This is a genomic window from Brevibacterium sp. K11IcPPYGO002 (assembly GCF_050920635.1).
Taxonomy (GTDB): Bacteria; Actinomycetota; Actinomycetes; order Actinomycetales; family Brevibacteriaceae; genus Brevibacterium.
The window spans coordinates 3,069,326-3,090,576 of record NZ_CP131929.1 but is presented as its reverse complement, the minus strand read 5'-3'; the positions used below and the strand labels follow the sequence as shown (position 1 = coordinate 3,090,576).

Below are 21,251 nucleotides of genomic sequence, written 5' to 3'. Positions count from 1 at the left end.
GGTAGTCGCACGTCGCACCGGTGCAACGGGGCGTTGTGTCGCTGCGGGGGTGGTTTGCGAGGAAGGGTGGGTGCTGACGCTATCGGTGCGTGATGCCCGCAGAGTCAGGGGCGTGACGATGTATCGGAGCCGTCGGCCTCGGCACCGGAGCCGGCAGGGGTCGCATCAGCATCGGCGGTGGCGTCACCGGCGGCCGGGACTTGCGGGCGGCCGGCGCGGAAAGTCTCGAGGTGAGTGAGCACCGGGACGAGGAAGAGGATGCCGACGGCCGGGACCACGATGCCCGAGTCGTTGATGAGGGTGCCGACGCCCAGCAGGATCGCCAAGCTGATCATCGCAGCTCTCAGCAGCGGAACCCGCCGGTACGTGTCTTGGAGTCCCTGCAGCCGGAAACGCTGCGGGTCCAGTGCCATCCAGAACACGCCGATGATGATGAGCGGGAGCACCAGAGTCATCCACGACTGGGTGAGGATGTCGATGTTCATCCCGATCTTGCGGGCCAGCACGCTGAGCGCCTGTCCGCTGATGATCGAATCGAAGAACCGTCCGAAGTGCGTGCGCTGATCGGCCGGGCGCAGCCAGTCGAGGAACAGTACGGTGAGCATGATGAAACCGGCGATGCCCACCGTCAGACCCAGCCGTTTGACCGAGAACCGGATGCTCGCCGCCGCCAGGACGAGGTAGGCCACCCCGATGATGAGCGTCGGCACGGACCCGAATTTCGTCCCCAACCCCGGGGCGGCCAAGATGACGCACGAGACGAGGACGGGCAGAGTGACGATGAGAACACGGTGCAGAGGCTTCGTCACCAGGGACGCGAAGCCGGTGACGGCCAACAGCAGCGCACAGCAGTACAGGGCCAGCGCGGAGTTCCCGATCCCGTAGAACCGGGAGGCGATGAGCAGCGGCTCGCCCAGCAGCGTCGACATCTGCAGCTGGGACCCGGTGACGACGTCGTAGGCGAGCACGACGACGGTCACGGTGGACACGAAGAGCACCGGCCCGAACGTGTGCCGCCGCCAGGGGCCGAGCAGCGCCAGCACCCCGAGCAGCAGCGACCACCCCGCCAGAGCTCCGATCATCGCGATGTCCGGATTCGTCGCCCGCTCCCACGGCACGGTGTTGACCAGATACGTCGAGATCGGCATCGCCGCGAACACGACACCGAGGCGGTACGCCCCGGAATGGACGAGCTCCCGGTGGTTCTTGCGCATGAACCACGCCAACGCCAGCAGCCCGACCATGAGCGTGGCAACGACGGGGAAGAACCAGGTCGACAGGTCGTTCTGCGTCTTCACCGCCACCTGCCGGTCGAGCACCGCTTGATAGCGCGAATGCCAATCGGATCCGTGCGCTCCCGAGGTCATCGGTGCCCCGGCCGCGTTGTCCATCTCCTCGGCTCCGGACAGAGCCGCGAGCGTCGGTGCCAGGTCGGGAACCTGCACCAGCCCCGGTTGGCGCGTCGACGAGGAGGTGAGCAGACCCGCCGGCTCACCCGGTTCGACCATCATCGTCGCCTGCATCGACGAGCCTTCGTGCGTGCCGTCGGCGATCGAGGAGAACACCACGGGAACGGTTCCCTCGCCGAGGCGGTTCGGCCGGTCCGCACTCATCCACCCCGTCGATTCGAGGATGGCCCCGACCTGTGCATCGAGATTCTTCAGAGAGTAGCCGTCGGCGGCGGTGTTGCCGAGGTCGACGAGGGTGAGCTCACCGTCGGCGGCCGATTTCGCCACGTCCTCGCCCAGGTCGGGCCCGACGGGCGACCAGTTCTCGGCATGGCCGGAAGGGGAGGCGGCGGCGATCGCGGCACCGTTGCCGAAGGCGCGGATATCGGGCACCGCCTCGGCCAGCGCCCCGAGGGACGCATCGTAGTTGTCACCGCGGGCCACCTGCGCGTAGACGTCCCAATCGGCGACCCAGCCGTCGAGCGGCGAGGCCGGTACGCGGCACTGATCGCGGGGTTCGTCGGCGGCCCGTCGTCCCGATCCGAGCCCCAGCCAGCCGTCGACCGGGCAGCTCGTCGAGCGCACGCTGCGCGGGGTGATCGTCCCGATCTGGCCGCCCTTCATCATCACCCACAGGTGCGGTGTGGTGCGCGGGTCGAGGTCCTCGAAGCGGAACCCGGAGACGTTGATCGACACGACCCCGGGACTCGCCGAGGCGGCCCCGCCCTCGCTCTCTTCCGCAGCCGGGCCCGCGGCCGGGGCCGCCTGCCCGGCGTGGGGCAGGCCGAGGACGAGCAGCGCGATGGCGAGCATCCCGAGGAGAATCCGGGCGGCAGGGGAGGTCACGGGGGATCTCATCGGTGAGCCTCCTCGGCGTGTTCAGCACTGAGCGCCAGCAGGAAGGGCAGCAGCACCATGGCTCCGGTCGAGGGCACGGCGACACCGGAATCGGTGAGCACGAGCCCGACGCCGAGCCCGGTGGCGGCGGCGAGGAATCCATAGTGCAGGTCGGAATCGGCGAAGAGATGGGGGAGCCGACCCCGCCACTTGTTGACCAGGCGCCCGGTGCGGCTGCCGGCGTGCACGCGGGGGAAGTGGAGGAGGTAGCGGAGGAAGATGAGGATCGCGATGACCGCGAGCGGGGTGACGATCGCCAGGGCCGGGTTGATCTGGATGATGTGGAGGTTCGCGCCGAGCTTGCGGCCGATCACCTGCAGGGCCTCACCAGTGACGATCTGGTCGAAGAACGTGCCGAAGTGCGAGCGTGCCCCGGCCGGGCGCAGCCAGTCGAGGAAGGCGATGCCGATGAGTATCGCCAGCGACGCCACGCCGATGAGGGCGAGGCGCAGCAGAGTCAGTCGGATCTTCGTCAGCAGCGCCACCAGGACCATGAGGCCGGCGAGGATGGCGATCGTGCCGCCGAACTTCGCACCCCAGGACGGGTTCCCGGAGACGAACACGGCGGCCAATCCGATGGCGATCGGCACGATGATCACGGCTTTTCGCTGGCCGCGCGCCCGCAGCCACGACACCACGACGCCTAAGAAGATGAAGAGGCTGACGATGAAGATCGCCGCACCCTGATTGCCGAGCCCGTAGTAGCGGCCGCCGACGATCGGGTTGTAGCCGAGCAGCGAGTTCGCCTGCAGATGGGACCCGGTGGCCAGGTCGGCAGCGAGGATGAGCAGGTTCGCCCCGGCCAGAGCGCCGACCCGTCCCCGCCAGGTCCGCCCCCATGGTGGGATGAGGGCGAGGACGAACAGGACGGCGGCCGTGCCGATGACCGAGAGGAACAGGCCGAGTCCGGGATCGGCCGTCCGCGACCAGGGGATGAGCCCGGCGAGGAACGCCCCCACCGGCAGCGACGCGACGGCCAGGGACACCCAGCCGAGGAAGCGGTGGACGTGGGCAGCTCGGGTGGCGCCGCCTCGGCGACCGAGGATGGAGCGGTTGAGCAGAATCGCACACGCGATGAAGAGGACGTAGAAGATGATGTCGAGGGTGATGGAGAACGTCGAGAGATTCTGGTGGATCGTCGTCGACTTCTGCGCCTCGGCGACGAGATCGTCGATGCGCTGCTGCGGATCATCATCGGTGGGGGTGGAATCGAAGCCGACGGCGCGCGGGGAATCGACGTCGAGGACATCGAGGATGCCCGGTGCCAGATCCGTGATCTGCAGCAGCCCCGGGGTGCGGGTCGTCGCCGAAGACAGCGACCCGGGTTCGAAGCCCGGGCCTGCGGCGATGAACGCCCGCAGCTGCGGCAGACCGGAACTGTCACCGAGGCCGGCGACGATGATCGTCGGATCCGCGGCCCCGTCCTTAGCGTTCTCCCGCATTTCCTGCAGACGCACGCCGAGGCGGCGGTCGGCTTCGGCGACGCGGGCCTCCCGATCGAAATCCGGCGGAACGGTATAGGAGTAGTTCGGGATCGGGTCGAACAGCCAGGAGCGGATGCCGATCGCACCGAGGTCGACGACGCCGAGGCGGCAGTCCGCGGCGGTCGCGTCCTCCGTGAAGTTCGTCACCACCCCGTCGTCGTCCGCGGTGGCATAGGCGGCGCCGGGGCCTTCGGCGGCGACGCAGGGTTCGAGCAGGGAGTCCGCATCGGCCGCGTCGGTGCCGGCGGGCACGGCCGTGCCGGCTCCGGCGACGGCGCGCGCGAGCATGCCGTAGTCGACGGAGTAGCCGGAGCCGATATTGGGCTCCTTGACCGCGTCGAAGCCCTCGATCCGCGCGGTCGTCGCTCCCGTGGCCGTTTCGTCAGCATGAGCTTCATCACTGTCCGCGGCGTCCTTCGCCGAGGCGGCCCCGTCCTCGGTGTCCGCGGAACCGTCCGTGGTGGGGGCGATCATCGTCGGGCATCTGGCTGAGTCATCGGCGTCGGCATCCTCGGCGGCGGGGGAGGGCCCGGCCTGCGCGCGGGCGCCCGCGCCGAAGGACAGCCAACCCGACGCCGGGCAGGTGGCCGCACCGATCGTGCGCACGTTGAGATTCGCAGCCGCACCCTCGGAGAGCAGGCGGTAGAGATTCGGAGTGCGCTCGGGATCGATATCATCGATGGTCAGGCCCGGAATGCCGAAGACGATCGTCTGCCCGGCCGGGGGCCTACTGGTGTCCGCAGCCTTCGCGGAGGATGCGCTGACGTTCGCAGCCGAACCATCGGGCGATGCCGACGCGGAGGCGGGGCCGAGTCCGAGGCCTGCCGTCAGCAGCCCGACCAGCAGACCCAGCATCAGGATTCTCAATGCGGGAAGTCGGAAGAGCAGGCTGGAATGAGTCGGCACAGATCAATACTATCGGCTCAGGTTTCTGCTGGCCCTGAGACCGCTCTGGGCGTTTGCTCCCCGGGCCTGCGGCCATGTATATTTGATTGTCGTTGTGTGTGCTTGTCGCACTCCCTTACATAGCCTCATGCGTTGCAGGCCCGTAGGTGAGGGGAATGCGTCGATAGGTTCACCCGATTGAAGACAACCAGCGCTTGAGACCCATTGGACTCACGACCCGATGAGGACCCGGCGCTGCACTGAACACAGATACGAAAAGAAGGCTACTTTTGCGTACGTATACAGCTAAGCCCGGTGACGTTGAGCACCAGTGGCACGTCATTGACGCCACTGACCAGGTGCTCGGTCGCCTTGCTTCGCAGGTGGCACGCCTCCTGCGCGGCAAGCACAAGACCACGTTCACTCCGAACACGGACACCGGTGACTTCGTCATCATCATCAACGCCGACAAGGTCGCGCTGACAGGTGCGAAGCTCGAGAAGAAGCGCGCTTACCGTCACTCCGGTTACCCGGGTGGACTCAAGAGCGTGAACTATGCCGAGCTCCTCGCCACCCACCCCGAGCGTGCAGTCGAGAAGGCTGTCGCCGGTATGGTCCCGAAGACTCGTCTCGGACGTGCCCAGATGCAGAAGCTGAAGGTCTATGCAGGTGCCGAGCACCCGCACGCCGCTCAGAATCCGCAGCCGTACGAACTCAGCCAGGTCGCGCAGTAAGCGCCTGAGCTCTAGACATCCCGAGGAGAACCGTGGCTGATACCACCAACGCGACAGAAACTGTCGAAGAAGAGATCACCGAATACACTTCCGAGACTCCCGCATCCGCTGGCCTGGGCGAAAGCACCGCCGGTGGACGTGGACAGTCCCTGACCGCTCCCGGCAACGGAGTCGGCCGCCGCAAGCAGGCAATTGCTCGCGTGCGCCTCGTCCCCGGCACCGGTGAGTGGACCATCAACGGACGTACTCTCGAGGAGTACTTCCCGAACAAGCTGCACCAGCAGCTCGTCAATGAGCCCTTCACCCTGCTGGACCTGGGCGGACGCTTCGACGTCATCGTCCGGATCTCCGGCGGTGGACCTTCCGGCCAGGCCGGTGCCGTCCGCCTGGGCGTGGCTCGTTCGCTCAACCAGATCGACGCGGAGTCCAACCGCGCCGAGCTGAAGAAGGCCGGATACCTCAGCCGCGATGCTCGCGTTCCTGAGCGCAAGAAGGCCGGTCTCAAGAAGGCCCGTAAGGCACCCCAGTTCTCGAAGCGCTGATCTCGCTGGCGAACCGACTGCGGCTGGTCTGCCACTGAGTCGCAGTCATCGACAGTTCAGCGTCATGAACATGAGAATGCGGCCCCGAACCTGGTTCGGGGCCGCTTTTCTCATATCCGGACTCATCTCACACGGTCACTGACGTGGCCACGGGTGCGGTCGGCCGCCTCGGCGAAGGTGCCGATATCACGGCCGACACTCCGCGGATCGACTAAGATCGACTCCGACATTGACGAAAGGATCCCCCACCATGTCTCGACTCTTCGGCACCGATGGAGTGCGCGGATTGGCCAATCGTGACATCTCGGCCAAACTCGCGCTCCAGCTCTCGGTCGCAGGTTCGCGCGTGCTCAGCCGCGGCTGGACGGGCGAGAAGCGCCCCTTCGCCGTGGTCGGACGTGACACGCGTGTGTCCGGCGAATTCCTCTCCGCCGCACTGAGCGCCGGCATCGCCTCGACGGGAGTCGACGTCCTCGACGCGGGCATGCTGCCGACGCCGGGCATCGCCCAGGTCGTCAAGGACACTGGTGCCGCCTTCGGCGTCGTCATCTCCGCCTCCCACAACCCCATGCCCGACAACGGCATCAAATTCTTCGCCGCGGGAGGGACGAAGCTCGACGACGCGGTCGAAGACGAGATCCTCGCCATCTTCGACCACGACTGGGATCGTCCGACCGGCGCGGACGTCGGTCGCATCGCGCGTTACCCGGCCGCTGCCGACGAGTACACCGAACATCTTGTGCGCTGTGTCGACGCCGACAATGTGCGCCCGCTGTCGGGACTCAAGGTCGTCGTCGACTGTGCTCACGGTGCGGCCTCCATCGTCGGACCCGCCGCACTGCGTCAGGCCGGCGCCGAAGTCATCGTCTCCGCCGCCGAACCCGACGGCTTCAACATCAACGACGGTGTCGGTTCGACCCACCTCGAACCGCTGCAGCGCCTCGTCGTCGAGACCCAGTCCGATCTGGGCGTGGCCTTCGACGGTGACGCCGACCGCTGCCTGGCCGTGGACTCGCTGGGCCGCGTCGTCAACGGCGACCAGGTCATGGGCATCCTCGCGATCGGGCTCAAGGAGCTCGGTGAGCTCCGCGGCAACACCCTGGTCACCACCGTCATGTCGAACCTGGGTCTGACGCAGGCGATGGACAAGTACGGCATCAGAACCGTGCAGACGGCTGTCGGCGACCGCTACGTGCTCGAACGGATGCTCGCCGACGGGTATGCACTCGGCGGGGAACAGTCCGGACACGTGCTCATGCTCGATCACGGCACCACCGGCGACGGTGTGCAGACGGCACTGCACCTGATGAAGCGGATGGCCGATGCCAAGCGCACCCTGGCCGACCTCGCCGCGGAGATCCCGCAGCTGCCGCAGGCGCTCGTCAACGTCAAGGGCGTGGACAAGAACAACGTCGATCACCCGCAGGTCGTCGCCGCGGTGGCCGCCGTCGAAGCCGAACTCGCCGACACCGGTCGCGTGCTGCTGCGTGCCTCGGGCACCGAGCCGCTCATCCGCGTCATGGTCGAAGCTGCCACCGAGGATGCCGCCGCCGCCCAGGCCGAGCGCCTGGCCGCATCGGTCAAGGAACACCTCGCGCTGTAGAGCGGTCGTGCCGCCGGCTGCGTCAGTGCCTTGCGGGGCGTCCTCAGCGTCGAGCGCGCATCGTGCGGCTCTCGCAAGTTAAGTGGGGCCAGATTGCACAATTTTCGCGCGAAAATGGCAATCTGACCCCACTTGACTCGCGGGAAGCGGCTGTCCCTGCCGCTTGAGCGCAACCCGCGCACCGAAGGTGGTGCAGCGGCATGCCCTCAGCTCGAGGCGAACTGGGTGGCGTAGAGCTCGGCGTAGCGTCCGCCGCGGCCGACCAGCTGCTCGTGGGTGCCGGATTCGACGATGCGACCGGCCTCGACGACGAGGATCGTGTCGGCTTGCCGGATCGTCGAGAGGCGGTGGGCGATGACCAGAGCCGTCCGCCCGTGCATCGCCTGGGCCAGGGCCCGTTGGATCGCGGCCTCATTCGTCGAGTCCAACGCCGAGGTGGCCTCGTCGAGCACGACGATCTCCGGGGAGGCCAGCAGCATCCGGGCGATCGTCAGCCGCTGACGTTCGCCTCCGGAGAGTCGGTACCCGCGCTCACCGACGACCGTGTCCAGTCCATCGGGCAGAGCATCGATGACACCTCGCAGCTGTGCCCGGTCGATGGCATCGAGCATCTGCTCCTCGGTGGCGTCGGGATTGACCAGCGCCAGGTTGGCCCGGATCGATTCGTGGAAGACATGACCGTCCTGGGTGACGACGCCGACGGCCTCGCGCAGGTCGGCGAACGACAGGTCGCGGACATCGACTCCGCCGATGGTGATCGTCCCGCCCGTGACGTCGTAGAGCCGCGGCAGCAGCGAGGCGATCGTCGACTTGCCCGCACCTGAGGATCCGACGAGGGCGACGGTGTGCCCGGCGGGAATGGTGAAGCTCAAGTCGTGGAGAACCTCATCGCCGCCGCGGGTGTCGAGCACGGAGACGTCCTCGAGACTGGCCAGGCTGACCTGAGAGGCGCTGGGGTAGGCGAAGTCGACGTGATCGAATGTCACATCCAGCCCACCGGTGGGCAGAGCCTTCGGCTGCGAGGGTTCCTTGAAATAGGGCACGAGATCGAGGATCTCGAAGACGCGTTGGAAGGACACGACTGCGCTCTGGATGTCCAGACGTGCATTGGCGAGCATCGTCAGCGGTGTGTAGAGCCGGGTGAGCAGCAGTGCCAGGGTCACGACCTGACCGGCGTTGAGGTTGCCGACGACCGCCTGCACACCGCCGACACCGTAGACGAGGGCCAGCGCCAGAGCAGAGACGAGAGTCAGGGACGAGACGAATGTCGACTGCAGCATTGCGACCTTGACGCCGATATCGCGGACCTGACCGGCGCGGTCGGCGAACTCCTCGTTCTCCTGCCGGGGATTGCCGAAGAGCTTGACCAGGGTGGCCCCGGCGGCGGAGAACCGTTCGGTCATGCGGGTCGACATGTCGGCCGAGTTGTTGGCCGCTTCGAACTGCAGGGACGCGAGCTTTCCGCTGAGCATTCGGGTGGGGATGATGAACAGCGGCAGCAGCAGGATCGACAGCACGGTCACCTGCCAGGAGATCGTGACCATGACTCCGACGGTCAGAGCCAGGGAGACGAAGTTCGACACGATGCCGGACAGGGTGTTCGAAAATGCCCGCTGCGCACCGATGACATCCGTGTTGAGTCGGGAGACCAGGGCTCCGGTGCGGGTGCGGTTGAAGAATGCGATCGGCATCGACTGGACGTGATCGTAGACGGCCGTGCGCAGATCGAAGATGAGCCCCTCGCCGATCCGTGAGGACAGGTACCGGTTCGTGATCGAGATGGCCGCATCGGCGATGGCCAACCCGCCGATGGCCACGGCCAGCCACACGACCGTGGACACGGGACCGCCGCCGGTGATTGCGTTGACGACGTCACCGGCGAGCACCGGATTGAGGACGCCGATGCCGGCGGTGAGCACGGACAGCAGCAGAAAGACGATGAGTTTGCGCTTGTGGCGAGTCGCATACCCGCCGATCCGCTTGTAGATGCCCGGTTGGATGCGCGTTTCGGGGGTCTTCTTGCTCTTGACCGAGGAGTACATGAGGTGATGTGCGGACGGCACACTCATAGTGGGTCCCTTTCTGCTGCCGAAACGACCGAGCATGCACGGGGACTCCCGTGACGGTGCGGGGATCGCCCGCCTCCGGTCGCCGCCGCTGGCAGGTGGCCTGCTGACGGTGAGTGGTTCAGTGCACCCAGTGCAACCGTCGGAGGCGTGAAACTATTTCCCCACCGTCCGGCGACTCCGGTCACAGAGCCCCGGCGACTCCAGTCACACAGCCCCGCCCGGAAGCCGTCCTGCTCACAGCTTCCGCAGCTGCACCTTCCGGATGGTGTGGTCCGAGGACTTGTGGAGCACGAGGTCGGCTCGGCCGCGACTGGGCTGGACGTTCTCGCGCAGGTTCGGGAAGTTGATGGAGTCCCAGATCTCCGTGGCCAGGGTGATCGCTTCGTCATCGTCGAGCTGCGAGTACCGGTGGAAGTAGGAGTCCTCGTCCTGGAACGCGCCGTGCTTGAGTTTGAGGAACCGCGAGATGTACCACTGCCGGATATCACGGGAGCGCGCATCGACGTAGACGGAGAAGTCGAAGTAGTCGCTGATGGCCAAGCCCACGGTTCCGTCCTGACGGGGGCGGGCGGGTTGGAGGACGTTGAGGCCTTCGACGATGAGGACATCGGGGGAGCGCACGACCACCTCGGCGCCGGGAACGATGTCGTAGGTGTGGTGCGAGTACACGGGAGCGCGGACCTCGGGGGCCCCTGATTTCACGGCGGAGATGAACTTGAGCAGCTTGCGCCGGTCGTAGGATTCGGGGAATCCCTTCCGCCCGTTGAGGCGGCGACGGTCGAGTTCGGCATTGGGGTAGAGGAATCCGTCGGTGGTGATGAGCTCGACGCGCGGAGTGTCGGGCCAGCGGGCGAGCAGCTCGCGCAGCACACGTGCCGTCGTCGACTTGCCCACGGCCACCGATCCGGCGACGCCGATGACGAAAGGCGTGCGTTTGGCGTCCTGCGGTTCCAGCCCGCGTTCGTGCAGCGGAGAGAAGAACTCCCTGGTCAGGTCGTGCTTCGCCCGCCGAGCGGAGACGTAGAGGTTGAGCAGCCGGGACAGGGGCAGATAGACCTGAGCCACCTCGTCGAGGTTGATCCGATCGCCGAGCCCGCGCAGCCGTTCGATATCGCGCTGCTTCAGCGGCAGGGGAGTGGCCTGGGCGAGCGTGCCCCACACCTCCCGGTCGAATTCCCAGAACGGGGACGTCGTGTCCGGTTCGCTGCGCCGGGCGGTATTGAGTCCGGCGAGCTTGCGCGCACGGTCCAATTGAGGGTCGACATGGCTCATTCCCCCATTGTGTCACGCGTCATGTTCTGCCCCCGCGCCAGGTCGGCGAATGCCCCCACCCGCGACAGGTCGGGCAATGCCCTCACCCTCACCGAGGCGGTCCCACCGTGCCCGCGTGCGCGTGCGGTTGGTCACGTTGACCCGATCGTGACTCGCCGAAATATACGAGAACGGGCGGGAGTGCGTAAAATCTCCTTCATGTGTGGAATCGTTGGCTATGTATCCAAGGCCCCCGTTGACAATGCCGATCACACGGCGCTCGATGTCGTGCTCGGCGGCCTGAAGAGGCTCGAATACCGCGGCTACGACTCGGCCGGTGTCGCGCTCGTGACCGAAGACGGTCAGCTCGCCTCGGCGAAGAAGGCCGGAAAGTTCTCCGCCCTGACCGAGGAGATCGAGGCCAACCCGCTGCCGGCGGCGCAGACCGGAATCGGCCACACCCGCTGGGCCACCCACGGTGGACCCACCGACCTCAACGCCCACCCGCACCTGGCCGACGGTGGGAAGCTCGCGCTCATCCACAACGGGATCATCGAGAACTTCGCCCACCTGAAGAAGGACCTCGTCGCCGAGGGCGTCGAATTCCTCTCCGAGACCGACACCGAGGTGGCCGCCGCCCAGCTGGCGAAGAACTACCGGGAGACCGGAGACCTCACCGCCGCGATGCGCAGGACCGCGACCGAACTCGAGGGCGCGTTCACCCTGCTCGCCGTCCACGCCGACGCTCCCGGCCAGGTCGTCGCCGCCCGCCGGAACTCACCGCTGGTCATCGGCCTCGGCGAGGGGGAGAACTTCCTCGGCTCCGACGTCGCCGCGTTCATCGACTACACCCGCACGGCCGTCGAGATCGGCCAGGACGAAGTCGTCACCATCACCCCGGAGGCGGTGACGATCACGGACACCGACGGCAACCCCGTCGAAGGCGAGCAGTTCGAGGTCGACTGGGACACCGCCTCGGCGGAGAAGGGCGGCTTCGCGTCCTTCATGGACAAGGAGATCCACGATCAGCCGCAGGCCGTGGCCGACACCCTGCTCGGCCGCCTCGACACCGAGGGCCGCCTGACGCTCGACGAGATGCACATCGACGAGAACGTGCTCAAGTCCGTGGACAAGATCGTCGTCATCGCCTGCGGCACCGCCGCGTACGCCGGTCAGGTCGCGAAGTACGCGATCGAGCACTGGTGCCGCATCCCCACCGAGGTGGAGCTGGCCCACGAATTCCGCTACCGGGATCCGGTGGTCACGGAGAAGACGCTCGTCGTGGCGATCTCGCAGTCCGGGGAGACCATGGACACGATCATGGCCGTCCGCCACGCCCGTCAGCAGGGCGCGAAGGTCATCGCGATCTGCAACACCTTCGGCTCGACGATCCCGCGCGAATCCGATGCCGCGCTCTACACCCACGCCGGCCCGGAGATCGCCGTGGCCTCGACGAAGGCCTTCCTGTCGCAGGTCGTCGCCTGCTACCTGCTCGGCCTCTACCTCGCCCAACTGCGGGGCAATAAGTTCCGCGATGAGATCGCCACGATCCTCGCCGAGCTGCAGTCCATCCCGGAGAAGATCCAGCACATCCTCGACGAGACGAAGTCGCAGGTCCTGGCGCTGGCCGACCGCAATCAGGACGTCGATTCCGTGCTGTTCCTCGGCCGTCACGTCGGCTACCCGGTGGCGATGGAGGGTGCGCTCAAGCTCAAGGAGCTCGCCTACATCCACGCGGAGGGCTTCGCCGCCGGTGAGCTCAAGCACGGACCGATCGCGCTCATCGACGACGGTCAGCTCGTCATCATCGTCGTCCCGTCCAAGCGCGGCCGGGATTCGCTGCATGCGAAGGTCATCTCGAACATCCAGGAAGTCCGCGCCCGCGGTGCGAACACCGTCGTCATCGCCGAGGAGGGCGACGAAGAGGTCGATCAGTTCGCCTCCGAGGTCATCTTCGTGCCCGAGACGACGACGCTCATGGCTCCGCTGCTGACGACCGTTCCGCTGCAGATCTTCGCGATGGAGCTGGCCACGGCCAAGGGCCTCGACGTCGACCAGCCGCGCAACCTCGCGAAGTCGGTCACGGTCGAATGATCCGCCTCGGTGCCGGGCACGACATCGGTCGGTCCGGCATCTGAGTCGGTCGGGTATCTGAGGAGGTTCGATTGTGGCGATTCTAGGCATCGGCACGGACATCGCCGACGTGCCGCGCTTCGCGGAGCACATCGAACGCGTGCCCGAACTTCTTGATCGCCTGCTCACCCCCGGTGAACAGCTCAAACGCAACGGCAAACGCCGGACCGATGCCTCCCTGGCTGCGCGGTTCTCCGCGAAGGAGGCGCTGAAGAAAGCGATCGGCTTCCCCGGATGGCTGCCGTGGCAATCCGCCGAGGTGGTCCCCGCGCTCTCCGGTGCGCCGAGTTTCCGTCTGCGCGGGCTCGTGCTCGAGCACTTCCGTGCCATCGGGGGCACGAACATCCACCTGTCGATCACCCACGATGCGCACCTGACGATGACGTTCGTCATCGCAGAGGGCGACGGCCCGTCGCTGAGCCCCGGCATCGAAGGGATCGCCGACCACTTCACCCATTCGATGTACGGGAAGGGATCGCGCCCGGGTTCGACGCCCGGCGGGTAGGGTTTCGCCTGTAATACGCTCAGCACGTCATTCACAACGGCGGGCACGTTCTTCACAACGGCGGGGACCGTCTTTTCACCCTTCTCACCGAAGCGCTAGTCGCAGAAGAAGCGAATCGCCGTGTATGGAGTCAGGCTCCCGCTCCCCGGCGAATTCGAATCCCAGCTTGCCGAGCACATTGAACGAAGCAGAGTTCCACTCGCGAACAGTCGAGGCCAGGTATCGATAACCGATGTGCTCTGCGCGCTCGACGACCGCCCTTGAAGCTTCGGTGGCGAACCCCCGTCCCCAGCACTCCTGCAGGAACTCGAAAGCCAGTTCGGGCTCGTTGGGGTGACCCACGCTGTTGTCGACGAGCCCGCAATAGCCCATTGGGGCCTCCGTCAGCTTGTTGTCGACGACGAGCAGCCCCGGTTCCGGAGTCGAATCGTAGGTGCGAATCCATTCCTCCAGATCCACCTGAGTGGGACGACCGTCAGCCGAGATGCGTCGACGTGCGGGAACTTGCTTGTCGCGTTCCTCCCAGAGCCGGCGGTGAAAGGCCGCATCCGAGACCCTCCACGGGCGCAGTCTCAGCCGGGCAGTGCAGATGCCGCCATCGTGGACCATGGCCACCAGTATGCCCCACCGGTCATCGGGCCGAAGGATGTCGAATTTCCGCGGCAGGCTCCTCGAAAGAAGAACTGGCGACTCGAACAACAGGCACGGTAATAGACTCAAGGCATGAGCTCACTTCCCAACGCCGCCACCACCGCCGCAGCCGACATCGCCGCACCTACGATCCCGACCCCCGCCGAGGCGGCCGCCACCTCCGTCCACCTGCCCACCGCCGATGACGCGAATGACATCGCGCCCGGCCTGGTCACCCTGCGCCGGGCGCTGCACGAGAACGTCGAGGTCGGACTCGACCTGCCGGTGACGCAGAAGCTCGTCCTCGACGCCATCGAAGGCCTCGACGTCGAGGTCACAACGGGGGAGAGGCTGTCGTCGATCGTCGTCGTCCTGCGCGGCGGTGCCCGCAAGGAGGACTCGACCGGGGTCGTGCCCGCCGTCCTGCTGCGCGGAGACATGGACGGACTGCCCGTCACCGAGGCGACCGGATTCGACTTCGCGGCCACCTCGGGAAGGATGCACGCCTGCGGTCACGATCTGCACACCGCCGGACTCGTCGGCGCACTCAAACTCCTCCACCGCGACCGCGACTGCCTGCCCGGAGACGTCGTGTTCATGTTCCAGCCCGGTGAAGAGGGCTTCGACGGTGCCGGGACAATGATCGACGAAGGCGTCCTCGACGCCGCCGGTCCCCGCGTCAAGGCCGCCTTCGGCATCCACGTCTCCGCCGACGCCGACCTCGGGGTCGCGAGCTCCCGTCCGGGGCCGTACATGGCGGCGTTCTCGAAGATGACGATCACCGTCAACGGCAAGGGCACGCACGCCTCCCGCCCGGCCACCGGCAAGGACCCCATCCAGGTCGGCGCCATGCTCGTGGGCCAGCTGCAGGAATACGTCACCCGCCGCTTCGACATCTTCGACCCGCTCGTCGTCACCGTCGGCCAGTTCAACGGCGGCACCGCCCCCAACGTCGTCCCCGACTTCGCGACCTTGGTCGTCAGTGTGCGCACCTTCTCCGAGTCAGTGACGTCCCGCGCCGAGGCGGAGCTGCCTCAGCTCGTCCGTGACCTCGTCGCCGCCCACGGCCAGTCGGCCGACGTCGAGTACGAGCAGATCCTGCCGCCGACGATCAACGACGATGCCGAAGCCGAATTCTTCCTGGCCACCTTCACCGACCTCTTCGGTGAGGAGCGGACCGTGCGCAAGGCGAATCCGCTGCCCGGGTCCGAAGACTTCTCCCGGGTACTGGACGCCGTGCCCGGAGCCTATGGGCACTTCGGAGTCGCCCTGCCGAACCTGCCGGTCTCCGAACGCGAAGCCAATCATTCCCCGCGCGCCCGACACAGCGACGACGGACTGGCCGACCAGGCACTGTTCCTCGCTCATCTGGCCGGGCGCCGGCTGGCGCAGTTGGCCGAATACTGACCTGCCGGGCCCTGGCCTGGACGGTGGAAACGGCATACGGTGCAGGGATGAGCCCTGTGCAGGGCGACAACGAAGCAGGACCCGCGTCGTGAAGAGGAGCAGTCGATGAGTGTGTTCGCCTACCCGAGCGAGACCATCAGGGAGGCCGAGGTGCCTCTCCTCGAGGCCGGTGTCCCGCTGATGGCCCGAGCCGCCCGGGCGCTGGCGAACATCAGCATCGACACCCTCACCGCCGGCTTCGGCCGGGTCGCCGGCACCAGGGTGTGCGTGCTGACCGGGCCGGGCAACAACGCCGGGGACGCGCTCTTCGCCGCGGCGACACTGGGCAGGCGCGGTGCCGCCGTCACCATCATCACTCTCTTCGACCGCACTCACGGCGAGGGGCTCACTGCCGCGCGCCGTGCCGGGGCACAGGTCATCGCGTTCACATCGGCCGAGGCCGACCCCGCCCGCGCCGATGCTCTGCGGGAACTCTCCCGCGCCCATCTCGTCCTCGACGGCATCCTCGGCACCGGCGGGCGACGCGGTCTGCCCGACCACATCAGCTCACTCATCGCCGACTGGGCCCCGCACCGCACCGGCCGCCTCATCGCCGTCGACATCCCCTCCGACCTCGACCCGAACCACACCGGAGCCGAGAAACGACTCCACGCCGACCGCACTGTGACCTTCGGTGGGCTCAAGACCGAACTCATCGATCCGCGCGCGGACGAGTTCACCGGCACCATCGACGTCATCGATATCGGACTCGGCCTCGACCCCGGACGGGCCACCACGGAACTGCTCGATTCCGACGATCTCATCACCGGATTCCCTCGCCCCGATGCGACCGGGCACAAATACTCCCGCGGTGTCACCGGGGTCCTCGCCGGATCCGAGGACTACCCGGGTGCTGGAGTGCTCACCACCACCTCGGCGGTGAACACCGGAGCGGGCATGGTCCGCTATCTCGGCTCACCGCTCGTGGCCGAATACGTCCTCGGACTCCACCCCGAGGTCGTCAGCGCCTCCGGCCGCATCGACGCCGTCGTCCTCGGCCCGGGCGACCCCGAGACCGAATTCGTCCAGAACGTCGCCGAGGCGCTGACCGGCAACCGCACCCCGGTCGTCGTCGACGCCGGCGGCATCGACATGATCGCCCGGGCCGAATCGATGGCCAGCACCTGGCTGGCCGACCGACCGCTCATCATCACCCCGCATGCCGCCGAGCTGGCGCGGCTGCTCAGCCGCCTCCTCGGCGAGATCATCACTGCCGGTCGGATCGGGGCGAACCCGATGCGGTGGGCACAGCGGGCCGCGGAGCTGACGGGTGCGATCGTTCTGCTCAAGGGCCATCACACGGTCATCGCCGCTCCCGACGGACACCTCGTCCTGCCGGCGCCCGGGCCGGGCAGCCTGGCCACGGCGGGCTCCGGGGACGTGCTCGCCGGGATCCTCGGCACGCTCGCCGCGATCACCGCCGCCCACAGTCGTTACGACAGCGACGACCGGACGCGTCCGCCCCGCGAGTGGGCTCGCCTGGCCGGACTCGCAGTGCTGCTGCACAACGAGGCCGGCCGGCGTGCGGTGACCGCGTCCGGGTTCGCCGATGCCCTCGCCGAGGTGGTCGGCGAACTCATCCACGGCACCGACTGAATCGGCTCACCCGCCTCAGTGGATGAGGATCTGCGTCTTCGTGGTGCCCTCCCACTTCATGGCCTTGACGAGGCTGGACTCGTACATCGACACGCAGCCGGCGGTCTTCATCGACTCCGTGTTCGCATGGAGGAAGATCGCCGATCCCTTCCCCGGTGTGCGTGCCTCGTTGTAGCCGATCACCTGGGCATACTTGTACGGCTTCGGCTGGTAGAGGGATTCGCCCTCGTACCCGTCGGACTTCAGCTGCATCGTGTTGTAGCCCTCGGCCTTCGTCGCGTCACCGTCGACCCAGACATGATCACGAGTGACCTTCGTCCACGGCTTGCCCAACCCGGGATTCGCCGAGGTGCCGAAGCCGTCGCGCATCCAGAACACGCCCTTCGGGGTCTTCCCGTCGCCTTCCCGTTTGCTCGACGTCGTTCCGTTGTAGCCGAGGCGGGCCTTGTACGGGCCGCTGTCGCGGACGTACCGGTCACCGGACTTTCTGCACAGGTAGATATCGGCGGTGATCGTCGACCGCTGCTTGACTTCGATGGCCTTCGCAGCCGTGACCGAGCTGTTCGCCTCGACGCCGGTGCAGTACTTCGCGGCCGCCTCGGCGGGACCGGTCTGTCCGACCACGGTGAGTCCGGCTGCGAACAGGACGGCCGTGATCACCATCGCGAGGATGCGGGCTGGTGTGGTGTGCATGATTCTCCTTCTTCATCGAATGGCTCGTCGAGCCGGTCTTCGCCGAACACATCGTCGGCTGCACCTGCGAGGTCGGCATCGATGGCACCGACGATCGCGGGGGATCAGCGTAGCGAAGGTGCTGGTCGGCGGAGGTCGGCGGTAGTCTTATCCAGTGACATCTTTCGACATCCCCGAGGCTCTTGTGCGGGCCGAGATCGACGAGGCGGCCCTGTGCGACAACGCCGCCGTCCTTGCCGATCGCCTCTCACCCGCCCGCCTCAAATGCGTCGTCAAGGCGAACGCTTACGGCCACGGCATCGACCTCATCGCACCCGCCCTCTTCTCGGCCGGGTGGCGCGAGTTCTGCGTGGCCACGATCCCCGAAGCCCTTCGTCTGCGCAGCCTGCTCGGCCCCGAAGCGCAGATCCTCGCCTGGCTCTACGGGCCCACCACCGGCCTCGACGAAGCGGTGCGCGCCGACATCGACCTGGGCATTTCGACGGTCGGAGCTCTCGATCGACTCGCCGAGGCGGCTCGCCGCACCGGCGTCACCGCCCGAGCCCATCTGAAGATCGACACCGGTCTCGGTCGCAACGGACTGTCCCCGGAGGCTCTTGTCCGCGCCTTCGACTGGCTGCGCCGCCACGCCGAGGACAGCCGCACTGATGACGCCGAATCCCGCGACGCCGCTGCCGATATCCGCATCGTCGGGATCATGAGCCACTTCGCGGTCGCCGACGAACCCGAACGCCCCGAGACCGCAGCGCAGAGCGCGGTCTTCTCCTCCGCCCACGGGCAGCTGCGGGCAGTGCTCGACGCCGCGGACGGCCGCCTCGGCGAATCGGACGACCTGGACGTGCACATCGCGAACTCACCGGGCGCGCTCACCCTGGGACCGTGCCCGGGCACCTCGGCGCGGGTGGGGCTCGCCCTCTACGGTCTGTCCCCGCTCGAAGACGGCGATCCGACGGTTCTCGGACTGCGACCGGTCATGCGCCTGGTCTCCACCGTCATCAATCTCAAGGACATTCCCGCAGGTCACGGCGCTTCCTACGGGCTGACGTTCACCGCTGCGACCGACACCCGGTTCGCGCTCGTGCCCGGTGGGTACGGGGACGGACTGCCGCGGGCGGCATCCAACCGCGCCGAGGTGGCCATTCGCGGTCGCCGCTATCCCGTCGTCGGGCGCATCGCGATGGATCAGATGATCATCGACATCGGCGCCGGCAACGATGAGGTGGCCATCGGCGACGAGGTCGTCATCTTCGGTCCCGGTGGGCCGAGCGCGGCCGAGTGGGGGACCTGGGCGAACACGATCAACTACGAAATCGTCACCCAGCTCAGCGCCCGCGTCGACCGGGTCGCGTGCAAGGGAGACGGACGATGAGGGTCCATCTCGAATCCGTGGAGCAGATGCGCGCCTTCGCTGCGGCCCTGGCCGACCACTTGCGCGCCGGTGACCTGCTCATCCTCACGGGCAACCTCGGTGCGGGGAAGACGACGTTCACCCAATCGCTGGGCAAGACCCTCGGCGTGGCCGGGCGGATCACCTCACCGACGTTCGTCATCGCCCGCGAACATCCGTCACGGACGGGCGGCCCCGCCCTCGTCCACGTCGATGCGTACCGCTTGGCCGACGGGGAGGAGCTCGAGGACCTCGACCTCGACTCCGAACTGGACGAGTCGATCACGGTCGTCGAATGGGGTGCCGGGATGGCCGAACAGCTCAGCAGCGATCATCTCGACATCACCATCACCCCGGTATGGGACGAGAACGCCGAGGACGGGATTGCCGCCGGCTCCGTCGGTGCCGATGACGAGGACGAATCCGAGGACGAACGACGCACCGTCGATCTCACCGGTCGCGGAGCTGCCTGGGCCGAGCGGATGCCCGCGGTTGAGGCCGCTGTCTCAGCACTGGCAGGCGTGAGAGTCGACGACGTGAGCCCTGCAGACCTGCCTGCCGAGGACTCGGCGAATGAGGGAGACGAATCATGATCATTCTGGCCATCGACACCTCGCAGTCGGCCTCCGTGGCGCTGGTGGACACGGATGCCGGTTCGGTCATCGCGGCCGAACAGGCCGATGACCAGCGTCGACACGTCGAGTTCATCGGTCCCGCGCTCGCCAGCGTACTCGCCGAGGATGCCCAACCCGACCTCGTCGTCGTCGGCATCGGACCCGGCCCCTTCACCGGTCTGAGGGTGGGCATCGCCGCCGGAATCGCCGTCGGTCAGGCCCGCGGGATCCCCGTCCGGGGACTGCTGTCCCAAGCCGCGATCGCCGAAGAGTGCATGCGCAGCGCCGCTGACCTGGCGACACCTGAGTCGGAGGCGGCGTCGCCCGCGGCGAACGAATCGGACCGTCCCGTCCTCATCGCCTCCGACGCCCGCCGCAAAGAGGTCTATTTCAGCGTCTATGACTCCACCGGTGCCACGCTGAGCGCCGGACCTTTTGTGGCGAAACCGGCCGAGGTCGCCTCGGTCCTCGCCGACAACGGCTTTCGGCTCGAGACGATCGAGGAGAGGCTTGGCCGTGGGTTCCTCCTCTATCCGGACATTCTCGGAGAGCCGAGCGTCGAGTCGATCACGGATCCCCGTGCCGAGTACCTTGCCCTCGCGGCGGCACGGGAACTCGCCGCCGGCCGAGAGCTGCGCGAACCGATTCCCGAATACCTGCGCGACGCCGATGCGAAGGCGACCCCGGTGCGGGAGAGCTCACTGAGATGACGTCCACGACCATCGCCGAGCTTCCCTGGTGGGACCTCGCCGAGGTGGCCGACCACGATGCGGCCATCTTCGGCCCGACCGCGTGGACGCTCGGCTACTACTGGTCGGTCAAGGCGCAGAACGGCACGACCATGCTCGCCGCCAGAACCGCCTCGGCGGGGGATTCGGACGTGGCCCTCACGTCCACAGAAAAGGACGCCACCGCCTCGGCGGGGGAACTGGCCGGGTGGATCGTCATGTCGGGGGCCGGTGCGGAAGCCGATGTGATGACGATCGCGACCACCGAGGCGGCACGCGGCCAGGGCATCGGCCGCGCCCTGCTGCGGGCGGGAATCGACTGGGCGAAGGACCGCGGGGCCGAGGTCGTCCACCTCGAAGTCGACGAACGCAACACCGCGGCGCTGGGGATGTACGCAGCCTTCGGATTCGAGGAATGGGGACGGCGCCCGGACTACTATCCGGGAGCCGCGGGAATCCTCATGCGACTGCGGATCCGAACCTAGGCCACCGCAGCAGCGCGGTTTTCGGTCGCCTCGCTGAGGTCGACCATGAACGTGGTGTGCTCGGCATCAATGCACAGCGATGCCGTGGCCTGACCCGAGTTCCGGGTGATGATCCGGTCCC

At 67.2% G+C, this 21,251-nt stretch carries 17 protein-coding genes; 11 read left to right on the top strand and 6 right to left on the bottom strand.

Annotated elements, in window-relative coordinates; all coding sequences use genetic code 11:
* Window positions 1–104: 104 nt before the first annotated feature.
* Window positions 105–2,306: a hypothetical protein gene (locus tag QYM46_RS14210; RefSeq protein WP_432789464.1), complete on the bottom strand. Its 2,202-nt coding sequence runs from the start codon at window positions 2,304–2,306 to the stop codon at window positions 105–107.
* On the bottom strand, window positions 2,303–4,735 hold the full coding sequence (locus tag QYM46_RS14205; RefSeq protein WP_432789463.1) for a hypothetical protein: 2,433 nt from the start codon (window positions 4,733–4,735) through the stop codon (window positions 2,303–2,305). The genes QYM46_RS14210 and QYM46_RS14205 overlap by 4 nt, the downstream gene beginning before the upstream one ends.
* A gap of 269 nt (window positions 4,736–5,004) precedes the next feature.
* Here QYM46_RS14205 and rplM point away from each other — a divergent pair, with 269 nt between their 5' ends.
* The 3 genes from rplM (at window position 5,005) to glmM (ending at window position 7,593) form a co-directional block, all read left to right on the top strand.
* On the top strand, window positions 5,005–5,448 hold the full coding sequence (gene rplM / locus QYM46_RS14200; RefSeq protein ID WP_101554123.1) for a 50S ribosomal protein L13: 444 nt from the start codon (window positions 5,005–5,007) through the stop codon (window positions 5,446–5,448).
* Window positions 5,449–5,480: 32 nt separating this feature from the next.
* Window positions 5,481–5,990, top strand: coding sequence for a 30S ribosomal protein S9 (gene rpsI / locus QYM46_RS14195; RefSeq protein ID WP_025779545.1), 510 nt, complete (start codon window positions 5,481–5,483; stop codon window positions 5,988–5,990).
* Between the two features lie 250 nt (window positions 5,991–6,240).
* Window positions 6,241–7,593 carry a phosphoglucosamine mutase gene (gene glmM, locus QYM46_RS14190; RefSeq protein WP_432789462.1) on the top strand — a complete coding sequence of 451 codons (1,353 nt, stop codon included), beginning with the start codon at window positions 6,241–6,243 and terminating at the stop codon, window positions 7,591–7,593.
* A 206-nt stretch (window positions 7,594–7,799) separates the two neighbouring features.
* Here the strand turns inward: glmM and QYM46_RS14185 are convergent, their stop codons facing one another.
* On the bottom strand, window positions 7,800–9,662 hold the full coding sequence (locus tag QYM46_RS14185) for an ABC transporter ATP-binding protein (protein ID WP_432789461.1): 1,863 nt from the start codon (window positions 9,660–9,662) through the stop codon (window positions 7,800–7,802).
* Window positions 9,663–9,896: 234 nt separating this feature from the next.
* On the bottom strand, window positions 9,897–10,934 hold the full coding sequence (coaA, locus tag QYM46_RS14180) for a type I pantothenate kinase (RefSeq protein ID WP_025779539.1): 1,038 nt from the start codon (window positions 10,932–10,934) through the stop codon (window positions 9,897–9,899).
* 198 nt (window positions 10,935–11,132) lie between these two features.
* Here coaA and glmS point away from each other — a divergent pair, with 198 nt between their 5' ends.
* Together glmS and QYM46_RS14170 are read left to right on the top strand one after the other, a co-directional pair.
* A complete protein-coding gene (gene glmS, locus QYM46_RS14175; protein ID WP_432789460.1) occupies window positions 11,133–13,007 on the top strand; it encodes a glutamine--fructose-6-phosphate transaminase (isomerizing) in 1,875 nt (624 codons plus the stop codon).
* Between the two features lie 73 nt (window positions 13,008–13,080).
* Window positions 13,081–13,551, top strand: coding sequence for a holo-ACP synthase (locus QYM46_RS14170; RefSeq protein WP_432789459.1), 471 nt, complete (start codon window positions 13,081–13,083; stop codon window positions 13,549–13,551).
* Window positions 13,552–13,635: 84 nt separating this feature from the next.
* Here QYM46_RS14170 and QYM46_RS14165 read toward each other — a convergent pair whose 3' ends face one another.
* Window positions 13,636–14,160, bottom strand: coding sequence for a GNAT family N-acetyltransferase (locus tag QYM46_RS14165; protein WP_432789458.1), 525 nt, complete (start codon window positions 14,158–14,160; stop codon window positions 13,636–13,638).
* Between the two features lie 114 nt (window positions 14,161–14,274).
* On the opposite strand from QYM46_RS14165, the gene QYM46_RS14160 reads away from it, so the two are divergent.
* Window positions 14,275–15,588 carry a M20 metallopeptidase family protein gene (locus tag QYM46_RS14160; RefSeq protein WP_432789457.1) on the top strand — a complete coding sequence of 438 codons (1,314 nt, stop codon included), beginning with the start codon at window positions 14,275–14,277 and terminating at the stop codon, window positions 15,586–15,588.
* A gap of 105 nt (window positions 15,589–15,693) precedes the next feature.
* Window positions 15,694–17,223, top strand: a complete 1,530-nt coding sequence (locus tag QYM46_RS14155; RefSeq protein WP_432789456.1) for a bifunctional ADP-dependent NAD(P)H-hydrate dehydratase/NAD(P)H-hydrate epimerase — start codon at window positions 15,694–15,696, stop codon at window positions 17,221–17,223.
* Window positions 17,224–17,238: 15 nt separating this feature from the next.
* On the opposite strand, the gene QYM46_RS14150 is transcribed toward QYM46_RS14155, so the two are convergent.
* Window positions 17,239–17,916: a hypothetical protein gene (locus tag QYM46_RS14150; RefSeq protein WP_432789455.1), complete on the bottom strand. Its 678-nt coding sequence runs from the start codon at window positions 17,914–17,916 to the stop codon at window positions 17,239–17,241.
* A 154-nt stretch (window positions 17,917–18,070) separates the two neighbouring features.
* On the opposite strand from QYM46_RS14150, the gene alr reads away from it, so the two are divergent.
* Genes alr through QYM46_RS14130 form a run of 4 tightly spaced genes read left to right on the top strand, consistent with a single transcriptional unit; the run spans window position 18,071 to window position 21,130 of the window.
* Window positions 18,071–19,285, top strand: a complete 1,215-nt coding sequence (alr, locus tag QYM46_RS14145; RefSeq protein WP_432789454.1) for an alanine racemase — start codon at window positions 18,071–18,073, stop codon at window positions 19,283–19,285.
* Complete coding sequence (gene tsaE, locus QYM46_RS14140) at window positions 19,282–19,896, top strand: tRNA (adenosine(37)-N6)-threonylcarbamoyltransferase complex ATPase subunit type 1 TsaE (protein WP_432789453.1); 615 nt, start codon at window positions 19,282–19,284, stop codon at window positions 19,894–19,896. The genes alr and tsaE overlap by 4 nt, the downstream gene beginning before the upstream one ends.
* Complete coding sequence (gene tsaB, locus QYM46_RS14135) at window positions 19,893–20,627, top strand: tRNA (adenosine(37)-N6)-threonylcarbamoyltransferase complex dimerization subunit type 1 TsaB (RefSeq protein WP_432789452.1); 735 nt, start codon at window positions 19,893–19,895, stop codon at window positions 20,625–20,627. The genes tsaE and tsaB overlap by 4 nt, the downstream gene beginning before the upstream one ends.
* Window positions 20,624–21,130, top strand: a complete 507-nt coding sequence (locus QYM46_RS14130; RefSeq protein ID WP_432789451.1) for a GNAT family N-acetyltransferase — start codon at window positions 20,624–20,626, stop codon at window positions 21,128–21,130. The genes tsaB and QYM46_RS14130 overlap by 4 nt, the downstream gene beginning before the upstream one ends.
* The last annotated feature ends 121 nt before the right edge of the window (window positions 21,131–21,251 follow it).